We start from the raw sequence: 13,819 nt of genomic DNA on the forward strand, positions 1-13,819 counted from the left end.
GGTGCCCGGCCGGGTCACGCGCGCGGTCGGCGTGCGGGCGGGTCACCCGCGTGGGCGGTCCGTCGGTGCGGGCAGGGGCGGCGGGGTGCCGCCGAACTCCGGGCACAGCGCCTGGTGCTCGCACCAGCCGCAGAGCTTGCTCTTGCGGGGCTCCCACACCCCGGCGCGTCCTGCCGCCTCGATTCGCGCCCAGATGTCGGCGATCTCGGACTCCGCGGCCCGGAGTTCGTCCTCGGTGGGGTCGTACCAGCGCACCGCGCCGTCACCGCCCAGGTAGACGAGTTGGAGGCGGGTGGGGACGACGCCGAGGTCGCGCCAGATCATGACCGCGTAGAAGAAGATCTGGAAGCGGGCCTTGTCCTCGAACCGGGGCGCGGGGGACTTGCCGGTCTTGTAGTCCACGATCCGGATCTGGCCGGAGGGGGTGGCGTCGATGCGGTCCACGTAGCCGCGCAGCCGCAGGCCGGTGGGCAGGGACACCTCCAGGCGCATCTCGCGGTCGCGGGGCTCCAGGGTGGTGGGGTTCTCCAGGTCGAAGTAGCGGCGGACCAGGTCGCGGGCGGACTCCAGCCAGGTGTCGCGCTCGGTGTCGTCGGCGAACAGCTCGTCCAGCTCGGGCTTCTTCTCGCGCAGCTTCTTCCACTGGGGCTCGACGAGGCCGACGGCGTTGCGCGGGTTGCGCGACTCGGCGGGCAGCTCGTACAGGCGCTCCAGGCAGGCGTGGACGAGGGTGCCGCGCAGGGCAGCCGCGCTGGGCGCCTCGGGGAGGCGGTCGATGGTGCGGAAGCGGAACAGCAGCGGGCACTGGAGGAAGTCGGAGGCCCGGGAGGGGGAGAGGGCGGACGGGAGGAGCGCGGTGGTCATGGATCGAGCCTATGAGAAGGTCGCGACAGGCCGCGAGGGGAGAGGGCGGCCTGTGGACAAGCGGCCCGTGGAGAAGCGGCTCGTGGAGAGAGCGGTCTGTGGAGAAGCGGCCCGTGGGGGACGGGCGCGGGCGGCGGTCCCGAATCCGGGCAGCACGGTGCCGACCGGCCCCGTGGGCCCCCTGTATTCAGGAAACACCGGCGGCCCGGCGTAGCACCACGGGCGGATCGGGCCTGTGGACAACCGGGCGGGCGGTGCGGTGCGGAGCCGGGTCGTGGGCGCCGCGGGGTCGGGGCGGGCGGGCCGTAGGCTGGGGGTGTGACGACCGGTAGTGACCCATCCGCGCCCAGACCCCGCGAGCGTTCCGCCAGACCGGGGTTACTGATCGGCCGCCCCTTCGGCATCCCCGTGTACGTAACCTCCTCGTGGCTGATCGTCGCGGCTCTGATCACCCTGGTCTACGGCGGCGTCGTCCAGGGCCGCTTGGCGCTGGGGCCGCCCGCCTACCTGCTGGCCTTCGTCTTCGCCGTGCTGCTCTACGCCTCCGTGCTGGTGCACGAGCTGGCGCACGCGGTGGTCGCGCGCATGTACGGCCTGCCGGTCCGGCGCATCGTGCTGTACGTACTGGGCGGGGTCTCCGAGATCGAGCGCGAGGCGCCCACGCCGGGGCGTGAGTTCTGGATCGCGTTCGCCGGTCCGCTGTTCTCCCTGCTGCTGGCGGCGGGCGGGTTCGGTCTGTACCTGTTCACCGAGCCGCGCACCGTGGTGGGTGAGCTGCTGTTCCAGTTGTGGATCGCCAACCTGCTGGTGGGCGCGTTCAACCTGCTGCCGGGGCTTCCGCTGGACGGCGGGCGGCTGCTGCGCGCCGGGGTGTGGAAGGCGACGGGCAGGCCCTTCGCGGGGAGTGTGGCCGCGGCCTGGGGCGGTCGGGTGCTGGCGCTGCTGGTGGTGGCGCTGCCGTTCCTGATCACGTGGTGGGCGGGCGGACGGCTCAGCCCGTGGAGCGTGGTGTGGGGCTTCGTCCTGGGCGGTTTCATGTGGATGGGCGCTTCCGACGCGCTGCGCTCCGCACGGGTGCGGGAGCGCATTCCGCGTCTGCGGGCCCGGGACCTGGCCCGGTCCTCGGTGACGGTGTCGGCCGACACTCCGCTGGCCGAGGCGGAGCGCCGGGCCCGGGAGGCGGAGGCGGTGGAGGTCGTGGTGACCGACGCCCGGGGCGCTCCCACGGCGGTGGTGCACCCGGCGGCGGCCGGGGCGATCGAGCCGCAGCGCCGGGCGTGGGTGCCGGTGTCGAGCGTGTCCCGTGCGGTGACCGAGCATTCTCTGGTGCCGGTGGGTCTGGAGGGCGAGGAGTTGCTGCTGGCGCTGACGGGTCATCCGCTGCCGGAGTACGTGGTGGTGGACGAGGCCGGTGGGGTGCGCGGGGTGCTCAGGGCCGCGGACGTCAACGCGGTGGTCTCGGGCGGGCGCTGAACCGGCCCCCGGGCCGGACGGTGTCGGTGGGGCCGCTTTTCTCCTTCGCTGCGGGGCGCGCGGCGCGGGTGGTGGACGCTGGGCGGTGGGAGGGTGCCGATCTTCTCCTTCGCGGCGCGGCTGGGGGTTGCGCGGCGCGGTTGGCCGGCGCCTGACCGGGGATCAGCGGCGGGCGCCCTCGGGCCACAGCACCGAGACCGGGCGAAAGAGCGAGCGCGCGTAGGCCACCACGTCGGCGGTGCCGCCGGGGCCGCGCGCGGGCTGGCCGTCCCAGACGGCCACGAGCTGGTCGCAGCGCCGCACGAGCAGCCTTCCGGCCTCCAGGTGAGCCTCGGGAGTGGACTCGGTGCGGGGCAGCGTGTGCACGAGGACGGCCTGTCGCAGGAGGCGGTCGTAGACGGGGTGGTGCTCCTCGGGCAGCGCCTGGCGGTAGCCGGAGGCGGGGATGACCGCCTCCAGCGGGGCTCCGGCGGCGACGACGGCCTCGGCGAAGACGGCGTCGGCGCCGTCGGCCAGGCAGGACAGGCCCACCATCTCGCAGCCGTAGGGCTCCAGGTGGGCGGTGAGCAGCGCGGTGACGGTGCGTCGCACGTCGGGGGCCAGGTCGCGGTGACCGGTGACTCCGATGTGGATCACGGGACCTCCCAGATGATCGCTTCGCGGTTTTCCTACCCCTGGGCGGCGACGCCCCTCACCAGGGACAGGAGCCGGTCGTCCAGGGCGGCCACGCAGCGCGCCCGCGTTCCCGAGTAGCGGCGGCGAAAGGCCCGGACCCGGCCGATGATCCGCTCGGACTCGTAGCGCACGCCCGTGTTCAGCGCCTCGTGGACCAGGCGGAAGGCCTCGTCCACGTCCCCCGCGTCGGCGTGCGCCGAGGCCAGTTCCACCTGGAGGACCGCGGACTGCTTGGGGTTGCCCCCGTTGGGGGCGAACGCCTCGGCGAAGGCCCGCCGGGCGTCGTGCGGCTGGCGCAGCCGCACGCCCACCCGGGCGCGGTAACCGGCGACCTTGGTCTCGTCGAAGGCGAACACCCACGGCCATGGCGGGTCGGTGTTGGCGGAGCGGGCCACCTCCCGCTCCGCCCGGCCCAGGGCGCGCGCGGCCGCGGCGCCGTCCCCGTTCCCGGCGTGCGCGAGCGCCCCCACGCACGCCAGCCAGGCGCGCGCGGTGGGGTGGGCGGCGGGGCCCAGGACGTGTTCGGCCTCCTGGACCAGTCCCAGACCCAGGTGGTGGTCCTCGGCGGTGTCGGTCTCGAAGGCCGCCAGGGAGCCCAGCATGTACACGTCGAGCAGGCGCATGTCCGCCTGGCGCGCGCGCGTCACGGCGGTGCGGTAGTACGCCCTGGCCGATCCCATGTCCCCCCGGTCCGCGTGCAGCCAGGCGGCGAAGCCGGAGGCCTCGCTGGCCGCGGCGCTCAACTCGCCGTGGAAGGGCGTCCCGTGCGCTTGCCCACGCATGTGCTCGGCCAGATGCACGTGCGCTACAGCGCTGGGCAGCAGGTGGCGGGAGGGGGAGGTGGCGTCCATGCGGCGCTGGCCCCCGGTGATGGCGCGCAGGGAGGGCGCGGTCGTCTCGTTGACGGTGTCGGGACACGGGTCCGACGCCACCGGGGCCGGAGCCGCACCGGTGGTGACGGTGGTGGCGGTGAGCAGGGCTCCCGCGGCCACCGCGCGTCCGAAGTCGCGGCGCCTCGTGGTGTCCACCCCCTTCTCTGCGGGACGGGCCTGGGGCGCGGTGCCGCCGAAACGCAGCATGTGCAGCGGGATGCCCAGGCGTCGGGCGAGGTCGTGTACCTGGCTGATGGTCAGCGACTGCTGGCCGTTGACCACGCGCGAGACCCAGCTCTGGGAGTAGTCGATCGCGCGGGCGAGGTCGCCCTGGGACCAGCCGTGCGCCGCGCGCACGCCCTCGATGACCGTCGCCATGTCACAGGTGGCCAGGGCACCCGCCATGCGGGGGCGTGTCCACAGGTCCGGTGGAAGAACGCCGTCTGGTTGGGACATGAGCTTAGGTTAGGGAATCCGGGCGCCGCTGGTGGCTATGTGTAAGAAAGAAGTACGTATGCGTGATCCGCATAGGACCGGCGGTTTTCCCTCCGGATACGGCAGAGTGCAAGGGTCGTTGGTCCCAGAAGGCGTCTGGGAAGGGGAGGGGAGTCCCGTTGACCGTTGAGACCCCGCCGACGGGGAGTCCGAGCCTGAGGTGTGCCCCGGGTACGGCCGGGCCGGTGGACCGCGTGGAGCTGACGAACCTCGCCCTGCGCGGGCTGGCCGCCGAGCTGCGCTCACGCGGGGTGGAGGCCCGTGAGGACGGGTTGTGCGGGGCGGTGGACGCCGGTCCCAGCACCCGGCCCCACCGCGCCCTGCTGCGGCCCCACCGCGGTGACCTGTGGTGGTGGATGCGCTGGCCGCTCCAGGACGGGCTGCCCACGGCGTTGGCGGGCGTGCCCATCTCACCGGTCGCGCACACCTCCACCGCCGCGCGGCGGATCGTGGTCGCCCTGTCCCTGTCCGTCGGCGAGGGCTGAGCGGGCGCGGTCCGCCGCGCGGAACGCCCCCGGCGTGATCCCGTAGGAGCGGCCGAACCACCGCGTCAGATGGCTCTGGTCGGTGAACCCCGACCGCGCGGAGGCCTCCGACAGCGGCACCCCCGCCGCGCACCGGCGTCCACGCCCCCGGCGCCGGGGACGCGACGTCCCCGCACCCGTGCGTTTCGGCACCGGGGGCGCCGTGGCCGTGTACGGGCCCAGGGGGGACGTGGACAAGGTGGTCAGGGGGCTGCGCCCGCACCCCCAGGGCCGGGTGGCCCGGGCCGCCTCAGCCGGTCTCGGACTCGGCGGCGGCCAGGGCGGCGCCGACGATCCCGGCCGTGTTGAGCAGTGACGCGGCCACGACGGGCGTGCGGATGTCCAGCAGAGGCAGGAACTTCTCCGCCTTGCGGCTGACCCCGCCGCCGACCACGATCAGGTCCGGCCACAGCAGGTCCTCCACGACCCGGTAGTAGCGCTGGAGCCGCTTGGTCGCCCACTCGCGGTAGGACAGCTCCTCGCGTTCCTTGGCGCCCGAGGAGGCCCGGGTCTCGGCGTCGTGGCCGTCGATCTCCAGGTGTCCGAACTCGGTGTTGGGCACCAGGCGCCCGTCCACCACCAGGGCGGTGCCGATCCCCGTTCCCAGGGTGGTCATCAGCACCACCCCCGGCACGTCCTTGGCCGCACCGTAGCGGGCCTCGGCCACGGCGGCGGCGTCGGCGTCGTTGAGCACGCGCACCGGGCGGCCGGTGGCCTCGGCGAACAGCGACCGCGCGTCGGTGTCGATCCAGCTCTTGTCCAGGTTGGCCGCGGTGCGCACCACGCCCCCCTGCACCACGCCCGGGAAGGTCACGCCCAGGGGCATTCCCGCCGCCTCGGGGAAGTGCTCGGCGATCCCGTGCACGATCTCGGCCACCGCCTCGGGGTCGGAGCGGTCGGGGGTGAGGACCTTCATCCGCTCCTTGAGGAACTCGCCGGTGGTCAGGTCGACCGGCGCGCCCTTGATCCCGCTGCCGCCGATGTCGATTCCCAGCCCCGTGGTCAGCTGTGACATGGGTTGTCTTCTCCCGTGGTCCTCGTGTGGTGGTCGGGCTCGGTCAGGGCCCGACAGGCTGAATACTGCCCTGGGAGCGGGGATTTCGCACGCGGGGGCGCCCCGTGCCCGTTCGCCGCGGTACCGGGGGGCCGATACCCTGGGCGATCGCCCTGCCAACCAATAGCGACGTGGGAAGACGAGAGCGACGTTGACCGGTATCCATGGCCGCCGCGGCCCCTTCACCGACGGCGACACCGTGCAGTTGACCGACCCCAAGGGTCGCATGCACACCATCACCCTGCGAGAGGGCGCCGCCTTCCACTCCCACAAGGGCAAGGTCGACCACGACGACCTCATCGGACAGCCCGAGGGCAGTGTGGTGCGCTCCAACACCGGCACGGCCTACGTGGCGCTGCGCCCCCTGCTGATCGACTACACGCTGTCGATGAAGCGGGGCGCGACCATCGTCTACCCCAAGGACGCCGCCCAGGTGCTCGTGGAGGCCGACATCTTCCCCGGCGCGCGCGTGGTGGAGGCCGGGGCGGGCTCGGGGGCCATGTCCAACTGGCTGCTGCGCGCGGTCGGTGAGAGCGGCATGGTGCACTCCTACGAGCGCCGCGCCGACTTCGCCGAGATCGCCCGCAAGAACGTGGAGAGGTTCCACGGCGGTCCGCACCCGGCCTGGAAGCTCACCGTCGGCGACCTGGTGGAGGAGCTGGACGAGACCGACGTCGACCGCGTCTTCCTGGACATGCTCGCGCCCTGGGAGTGCCTGGACGCGGTCGCCGACGCCCTCATCCCGGGCGGGCTGGTGTGCTGCTACGTCGCCACCACCACCCAGCTCTCGCGCGTCGTGGAGCAGCTGCGCGAGGACCCCCGCTTCTACGAGCCGCGCTCGTGGGAGACCATGCTGCGCACCTGGCACGTGGAGGGTCTGGCGGTGCGCCCCGACCACCGCATGATCGGGCACACCGGTTTTCTGGTGGTCGCGCGCCGCCTGGCCGACGGGGCCGAGGCCCCCGAGCGCCGCCGCCGTCCGGCCAAGGGCGCCTACGGCAAGGACTTCACCGCCGCGCGCGAGCAGGACCGGCGCGCGGACGGAGCGCGGGAGGCGACCCCGGCCGAGGAGGTCCGGGCGCTGGCCACCGACGCGGCGGTCCCCGAGGCGCCCCGGGGCGCCGAGGAGTCCGGTGGAGGGGCCGACGCCTCCGGCCCGCAGGCCCCGGAGGGCACTGTCGACCCTCAGGCCCCGGAGGACGGCGCCCGCGGCTGAACTCCCGGCCCCTCACCCGAGCCCGCCGACTGAGCCCGCCCGCGCGGGACGCACACCGCTCCTCACCGTGCGTCCTCGGCGCGGTCCCCACGGGGACCCGCCCGGGCGGGCTCCGGCGTGTGCGGGCGGGTCCGCTGACATGGGCGGGGAGGGATCGCCCGGAGGGGCGGACTCCTTGCCCGTGGCCGGACCCAGAGGTTACGTTCTCATTACGTCGGGTCGTCCAGTAGCACTCTGACCTGTGCTGACGCAAGACCTGGAAATGAGGCCTACGACACTCTGTGGCCTTGGGAGGTTAGGAATAGGGCGAGGGTAGGTAGGCTCCGATGTAGTTCCTCATAGGGAGGTGGCGGACGTGGCTGAGCGCGACGACGAGCGTCAGAGCGACCGGGACCGTGAAGTCGAAGAACTCACGGCCCAGGTCTCCTACATGGAAAAGGAACTCAGCGTTGTTCGGCGCAAGCTCGCCGATTCGCCCCGGCATGTACGCCTGCTGGAGGAGCGGCTGAGGGAGGCACAGGCCAACCTCGCCGCCGCCAACGGCCAGAACGAACGGCTCGTCTCCACTTTGAAGGAGGCGCGCGAGCAGATCGTGGCGCTCAAGGAGGAGGTCGACCGGCTGGCCCAGCCGCCGTCGGGCTTCGGCGTCTACCTCGGTTCGCGCGAGGACGAGACCGTCGAGATCTTCACCAACGGCCGCAAGATGCGGGTCAACGTCAGTCCCTCGGTGGACCTGGACAACCTGCGCCCCGGCCAGGAGGTCATGCTCAACGAGGCCTTCAACGTCGTCGAGGTGGAGTCCTTCGAGACCGTCGGCGAGGTCGTCATGCTCAAGGAGATCCTTGAGGACGGCGAGCGCGCCCTGGTGATCTCCCACCACGACGAGGAGCGGATCGTCCGCCTGGCCGAGCCGCTGCGCGACGAGGCGATCCGCCCCGGCGACTCGCTGCTGCTGGAGCCGCGCTCGGGCTACGTCTACGAGCGCATCCCCAAGTCCGAGGTCGAGGAGCTCATCCTCGAAGAGGTCCCCGACATCGCCTACACCGACATCGGCGGCCTCTCCGGGCAGATCGAGATGATCCGCGACGCGGTCGAGCTGCCCTACCTGTACAAGGAGCTCTTCTACGAGCACAAGCTGCGCCCGCCCAAGGGCGTGCTGCTCTACGGCCCTCCCGGGTGCGGTAAGACGCTCATCGCCAAGGCGGTCGCCAACTCGCTGGCCAAGCAGGTCGCCGAGCGCACCGGCCGCGACGTCGGCAAGAGCTTCTTCCTCAACATCAAGGGCCCCGAGCTGCTCAACAAGTACGTGGGAGAGACCGAGCGGCACATCCGCCTGGTCTTCCAACGCGCACGGGAGAAGGCCTCCGAGGGCACCCCGGTCATCGTCTTCTTCGACGAGATGGACTCGATCTTCCGCACCCGAGGCTCGGGCGTGTCCTCCGACGTGGAGAACACGATCGTGCCCCAGCTCCTGAGCGAGATCGACGGTGTGGAGGGCCTGGAGAACGTCATCGTCATCGGCGCCTCCAACCGCGAGGACATGATCGACCCGGCGATCCTGCGGCCCGGCCGCCTGGACGTCAAGATCAAGATCGAGCGGCCCGACGCCGAGGCGGCCCGCGACATCTTCGGCAAGTACATCACCACTGACCTGCCGCTGCACGACGAGGACCTCGTCGAGCACGGCGGTTCGGCCAGGGCCACGGTGGACGCCATGATCCAGCGGGTCGTGGAGCGCATGTACACCGAGGGCGAGGAGAACCGCTTCCTGGAGGTCACCTACGCCAACGGTGACAAGGAGGTCCTGTACTTCAAGGACTTCAACTCCGGCGCGATGATCGAGAACATCGTCTCCCGGGCCAAGAAGATGGCCATCAAGGACTTCATCGACCAGCAGTCCAAGGGCATCCGGGTCTCGCACCTGATGCAGGCCTGCGTCGACGAGTTCAGCGAGAACGAGGACCTGCCCAACACCACCAACCCCGACGACTGGGCGCGCATCTCCGGTAAGAAGGGCGAGCGCATCGTCTACATCCGGACCCTGGTCACGGGCAAGAAGGGCGCGGACTCCGGGCGGAGCATCGACACGGTGCCCAACACCGGCCAGTACCTGTAGGAACACGGCTGCGAGAGCGCTCTGAGGGGCCGACCGGACCACCGGTCGGCCCCTTCCCGTGCCGGTCGTTTCCGGTCCCCGTGATGGCAGGGTGATGACACTCTCCCGGAGGCGGAGCGGGCCGAGGAGTGCCCTTGCCGACGCCCGTTCGAATCCGGCCGGCAGTCGAGGGCGGTTCCCGGGCGGGGTTGTGAGAGGCTCTGGTGCCACGGCCCGAACGGGTTCCGTGCCAGAGCACTACAGCATCGGAGACGACAGCAGTTATGGAAAGCTACGGGGTTCAACTCGGCCTCGTCCTTGTCCTCGTTCTTGTCAACGCCCTGTTCGCGGGGAGCGAGATCGCCCTGATCACCCTCCGGGAGGGGCAGATCAAACAGTTGGCGGCACGGGGTCCCGGCGGCCGGGCGGTGGCTCGCCTGGCACGGGATCCCAACCGTTTCCTGGCCACCATCCAGATCGGCATCACCCTCGCGGGCTTCCTGGCCTCGGCCACCGCGGCCGTGTCCCTGGCGCAGCCCCTCATCGAACCCCTGGGCTTCCTGGGCTCGGCCGCCAGCCCGGTGGCGATCGTCCTGGTGACCGTGCTCCTGTCCTTCGTCACGCTGGTCTTCGGAGAGCTGGCGCCCAAGCGCATCGCCATGCAGCGGGCCGAGACGTGGGCGGTGCTGGTCTCCCGACCGTTGGACCTGCTCGCCATGCTCTCCCGCCCCGTGGTGTGGCTGTTGAGCGTCTCCACCAACCTCGTGGTGCGCCTGACGGGCGGTGACCCCTCCGCGGCCAAGGAGGAGGTCAGCGAGGAGGAGCTGCGCGACATGCTCGCCACCCAGCGGGGCATGACCCGGGAGCAGCGCACCATCATCTCCGGAGCCTTCGAGATCGACGACCGGCGCCTGCGCCAGGTCGTCGTTCCCCGTGGTGAGGTGTTCACCATCCCCGCCCGCACGCCCGCGGCCCAGGCGGCGCAGATGCTCGCCGAACACGGGCACTCCCGGGCACCCGTGGTCAACGACGACGACCTGGACGACGTGGTCGGTGTCGTGCACTGGTCCGACCTGGTGCGCGGTGGGGCCGACGCCGGAGAACTGGCCCGCGAACCGCTGCTCCTGCCCGATTCCCTGGTGGTGTCGTTGGCCCTGCGCCGCATGATCGCCGAACACCAGCAGTTGGGCGTGGTCATCAACGAGGTCGGTGGTGTCGACGGCATCGTGAGCCTGGAGGACCTGCTGGAGGAGATCGTCGGGGAGATCTACGACGAGACCGATTCCGACATACGCACCGTGACCCGCAACGCCGACGGGTCCTTCACCCTGCCCGGGACCTATCCCGTGCACGACCTGCCCGACATCGACATTCATCTGGACGACCTGCCCGAAGGGGACTACGTCACCGTCGCCGGGCTGGTCATCGCGGTGCTGGGCCACATCCCCCAGGAGCCGGGGGAAGAGGTGGTGCTGGACTCCTGGAAGGCCAGGATCGACCAGGCCAACGGGCGCACCGTCACCCAGGTGACGATGTCCCCCGCGGCGTAACACCGCGCGGCCCGCCCGGACGCGCTGTACCGCTGCCCTGGTGCCGACCAGTACCTGTGTAGACGCACTCTGAGAGCGCCTGGAGGGGCCGACCGGACTACCGGTCGGCCCCTTCCCGTGCCGGTCGCCTCCGGGCCCCGTGACGGCGGGGCGATGGTGCTTTGGGTCCCCGCGCTGGTTGGTCGGGCGCGGCCGACTCGACCTCACCCGACCGCTGAACGCCCGACCGGTCGGCCGCGCCCGGTCGGTTGCGCGTGCTTTCTCAGCCGGGTGCGGGCGCGAACACGCCGTCGAGCTGGTGCTCGATCAGCTCCACGGCCTGCTCGGGGCTGTGCCGACCGAGCAGGACGCTGGTCTGCAGGCCCGTGGCCCCCGCCACCAGGAACGCGCTCTCGGCCCCGACGTCGACCTCCGGCGGCACCTCACCGGACTGCCGGCCCCGGTCGAGCAGACCGGCCACGAGGTCCTCCAGGGCGCGGGGCGCGTCGCGGGCCGCGGCCGTCAGCGCGGGGTCGGTGACGAAGGGGATGAAGTAGGCGGCGTAGACCAGGTGCCGGTTGCGGCGCTCCTCGTCCAGCGGGAGCAGCTCCCACAGCACCCCGCGCACGAGCGCGCGCATGCCGGGGGCCTCGCCCAGCTCGGCCAGGCGTTGCGCGGCCCGCCGCTCGGCGTCGGCGTTGAGGATCTCCAGCGCGCCCAGCAGCAGGCGGTCGCGGGTGCCGAAGTAGTACTGCAGCAGGCGCGCGGAGACCCGGGCCTCCGCGGCGACCTGGCGCAGGGTGACGTGTTCGAGCCCGCCCCGGGTGGCCAGGCGCCACACCGCCTGGGCGATCTGGCGGCGGCGCAGGTCGTGGTCCACCTGTCGGGGCATGGTGGGTCTCCTTCGGTCGCGTGCCACGGCGGGCGCATTTTCGTGGTGCGATCGTACCAAGACCGTGTTATGGTTCGATCGAACCACAAAGAGGAGCGCGTCGGAGGCCCCGGTCCCGGCTCCGCGCGGGCCAGAGGAAGGACGTAACGATGGCGTATGTGGCGTGTCTGGTCGCGGGCCTGGTGATGCTGGTCCTGGGGGCGCAGGGAGGGATCCGGCTGCTGGTCGACCACGGTGAGGCGGGCATCCTCCACCAGGTACCCGGAGGCTTCGCGGTGTGGCTCGCCTGCTACGCGGCGATGACGCTCCTCGGCGCCGCCCTGGCCGGGTGGGGCGCGGCACGGGCCAGGCGCTCCGGACACATCGGGTGAGCGGCCGCCGGGGGGCGGCGGCCCCCGGCTCCGCGTCCCGCTGACCGGGACGCCGCCCCCGCCCGGCGGGAGCGAATCGGCGCCGACCGGGTGTGGGGCCTTCTGCGTCGTGACCTGCGAGGGAACGGCACGCCGCGGTACCGCTCAACGCCCCAGAACACGGCACTTGGGCCACAATTGGCGCGGAAGCGTTCAAGACCACGCCTCGGTGGATAACCTCTCACCATGAGTGTGCGGCGGATTATGGGTATCGAGACCGAGTACGGGATCTCCGTACCAGGCAACCCCGGGGCCAACGCGATGGTCACCTCCACCCAGGTGGTCAACGCCTATCTGGCCGCCTCGGCGGCCCGGGCGCGGCGCGCCCGCTGGGACTTCGAGGAGGAGAACCCCCTGCGCGACGCGCGCGGCTTCGACCTGGCGCGTGAGGTCGCCGATCCCACGCAGCTCACCGACGAGGACCTGGGCCTGGCCAACGTCATCCTCACCAACGGCGCCCGCCTGTACGTGGACCACGCCCACCCCGAGTACTCGGCGCCCGAGGTCACCAACCCGCGTGACGCGGTGCTGTGGGACAAGGCGGGGGAGCGGGTGATGGCCGACGCCGCCGCGCGGGCGGGCGCCACCCCGGGCATCGAGCCGATCCAGCTGTACAAGAACAACACCGACAACAAGGGCGCCTCCTACGGCTGCCACGAGAACTACCTGATGCACCGGTCGACGCCGTTCGGCGACATCGTCCGGCACCTGATCCCGTTCTTCGTCTCCCGCCAGGTGGTGTGCGGGGCGGGCAAGGTCGGCATCGGCTCCGACGGGCAGGGCAGCGGGTTCCAGATCTCCCAGCGCGCCGACTTCTTCGAGGTCGAGGTGGGGCTGGAGACCACCCTCAAGCGCCCCATCATCAACACCAGGGACGAGCCGCACGCCGACCCCGACCAGTACCGGCGGCTGCACGTCATCATCGGCGACGCCAACATGAGCGAGATCTCCACCTACCTCAAGCTGGGGACGACGGCGCTGGTGCTGTCGATGATCGAGGACGGGTTCCTGAGCGCGGACCTGTCCCTGGAGACCCCGGTGGCCGACCTGCGGGAGGTCTCGCACGACCCCGGCCTCACCCACCGGGTGCGGCTGCGCGACGGGCGGCGGATGACCGCGCTGGAACTCCAGCGCGAGTACCTGGACCAGGCCCGCAAGTACGTGGAGGACCGCTTCGGCACCGACGTGGACCCCGACACCGCCGACGTCCTGGACCGCTGGGAGTCGGTGCTCAACCGGCTGGGCGCCGACCCGATGAGCCTGGCCGACGAGCTGGACTGGGTGGCCAAGCTCAAGGTGCTGGAGGGCTACCGCTCCCGTGACTCCCTGGAGTGGTCGCACCCGCGCCTGCAACTGGTGGACCTGCAGTACTCCGACGTGCGGGCGGACAAGGGCATCTACAACCGGCTGGTGGCGCGCGGGCGCATGAAGCGCCTGCTGGAGGAGGCCCAGGTGGACCGGGCGGTCACCGAGCCGCCGGAGGACACCCGAGCCTACTTCCGCGGGCGCTGCCTGGCCAAGTACGCCGACGAGGTGGCCGCCGCCTCCTGGGACTCGGTGATCTTCGACCTGCCGGGCTACGACTCGCTCCAGCGGGTGCCGACCCTGGAGCCGCGCCGGGGCACCAAGGAACACGTGGGGAAGCTGCTGGACGCCTCCCCGACGGCGGCCGACCTGGTGGCGGTGCTCACCGGAGGCCGCTGACCGGCGGGCGTCCGCC

Annotated in this window: 12 protein-coding genes; 7 read left to right on the plus strand and 5 right to left on the minus strand. The window is 71.9% G+C overall.

The annotated features are described in order from the left end of the window. Window positions 1–42 precede the first annotated feature (42 nt). Window positions 43–864, minus strand: coding sequence for a RecB family exonuclease (locus G011_RS0114670; protein WP_019609138.1), 822 nt, complete (start codon window positions 862–864; stop codon window positions 43–45). A gap of 408 nt (window positions 865–1,272) precedes the next feature. On the opposite strand from G011_RS0114670, the gene G011_RS0114675 reads away from it, so the two are divergent. Next, window positions 1,273–2,337 (plus strand): site-2 protease family protein, encoded by a 1,065-nt coding sequence (locus G011_RS0114675; RefSeq protein WP_019609139.1) that lies wholly within the window; start codon window positions 1,273–1,275, stop codon window positions 2,335–2,337. Window positions 2,338–2,499: 162 nt separating this feature from the next. Here G011_RS0114675 and G011_RS0114680 read toward each other — a convergent pair whose 3' ends face one another. After that, window positions 2,500–2,973, minus strand: a complete 474-nt coding sequence (locus G011_RS0114680; protein ID WP_019609140.1) for a hypothetical protein — start codon at window positions 2,971–2,973, stop codon at window positions 2,500–2,502. A 32-nt stretch (window positions 2,974–3,005) separates the two neighbouring features. Next, window positions 3,006–4,289 carry a helix-turn-helix transcriptional regulator gene (locus tag G011_RS0114685; protein WP_019609141.1) on the minus strand — a complete coding sequence of 428 codons (1,284 nt, stop codon included), beginning with the start codon at window positions 4,287–4,289 and terminating at the stop codon, window positions 3,006–3,008. 209 nt (window positions 4,290–4,498) lie between these two features. On the opposite strand from G011_RS0114685, the gene G011_RS0114690 reads away from it, so the two are divergent. Next, window positions 4,499–4,864 (plus strand): hypothetical protein, encoded by a 366-nt coding sequence (locus tag G011_RS0114690; RefSeq protein WP_013152520.1) that lies wholly within the window; start codon window positions 4,499–4,501, stop codon window positions 4,862–4,864. Between the two features lie 289 nt (window positions 4,865–5,153). On the opposite strand, the gene ppgK is transcribed toward G011_RS0114690, so the two are convergent. Continuing rightward, on the minus strand, window positions 5,154–5,918 hold the full coding sequence (gene ppgK / locus G011_RS0114700) for a polyphosphate--glucose phosphotransferase (protein WP_019609143.1): 765 nt from the start codon (window positions 5,916–5,918) through the stop codon (window positions 5,154–5,156). A 190-nt stretch (window positions 5,919–6,108) separates the two neighbouring features. On the opposite strand from ppgK, the gene G011_RS29870 reads away from it, so the two are divergent. The 3 genes from G011_RS29870 to G011_RS0114715 all read left to right on the plus strand — a co-directional run bounded on the left by G011_RS29870 (window position 6,109) and on the right by G011_RS0114715 (window position 10,818). After that, complete coding sequence (locus G011_RS29870) at window positions 6,109–7,173, plus strand: tRNA (adenine-N1)-methyltransferase (protein WP_019609144.1); 1,065 nt, start codon at window positions 6,109–6,111, stop codon at window positions 7,171–7,173. Window positions 7,174–7,519: 346 nt separating this feature from the next. Further along, window positions 7,520–9,289 (plus strand): proteasome ATPase, encoded by a 1,770-nt coding sequence (gene arc / locus G011_RS0114710; protein ID WP_019609145.1) that lies wholly within the window; start codon window positions 7,520–7,522, stop codon window positions 9,287–9,289. 263 nt (window positions 9,290–9,552) lie between these two features. Further along, the gene (locus G011_RS0114715; protein ID WP_019609146.1) at window positions 9,553–10,818 is read left to right on the plus strand and encodes a hemolysin family protein; all 1,266 of its coding nucleotides are present in this window, start codon (window positions 9,553–9,555) and stop codon (window positions 10,816–10,818) included. A 262-nt stretch (window positions 10,819–11,080) separates the two neighbouring features. On the opposite strand, the gene G011_RS0114720 is transcribed toward G011_RS0114715, so the two are convergent. After that, on the minus strand, window positions 11,081–11,689 hold the full coding sequence (locus tag G011_RS0114720) for a TetR/AcrR family transcriptional regulator (RefSeq protein ID WP_019609147.1): 609 nt from the start codon (window positions 11,687–11,689) through the stop codon (window positions 11,081–11,083). A gap of 149 nt (window positions 11,690–11,838) precedes the next feature. Between G011_RS0114720 and G011_RS0114725 the strand changes: the two genes are divergently transcribed. Both G011_RS0114725 and dop read left to right on the plus strand, forming a co-directional pair. Next, window positions 11,839–12,060 (plus strand): hypothetical protein, encoded by a 222-nt coding sequence (locus G011_RS0114725; RefSeq protein ID WP_019609148.1) that lies wholly within the window; start codon window positions 11,839–11,841, stop codon window positions 12,058–12,060. A 225-nt stretch (window positions 12,061–12,285) separates the two neighbouring features. After that, window positions 12,286–13,803, plus strand: a complete 1,518-nt coding sequence (gene dop, locus G011_RS0114730) for a depupylase/deamidase Dop (RefSeq protein WP_036552713.1) — start codon at window positions 12,286–12,288, stop codon at window positions 13,801–13,803. Window positions 13,804–13,819: the final 16 nt, after the last annotated feature.

Origin of the sequence: Nocardiopsis sp. CNS-639, from assembly GCF_000381685.1 — a bacterium.
Taxonomy (GTDB): Bacteria; Actinomycetota; Actinomycetes; order Streptosporangiales; family Streptosporangiaceae; genus Nocardiopsis; species Nocardiopsis dassonvillei.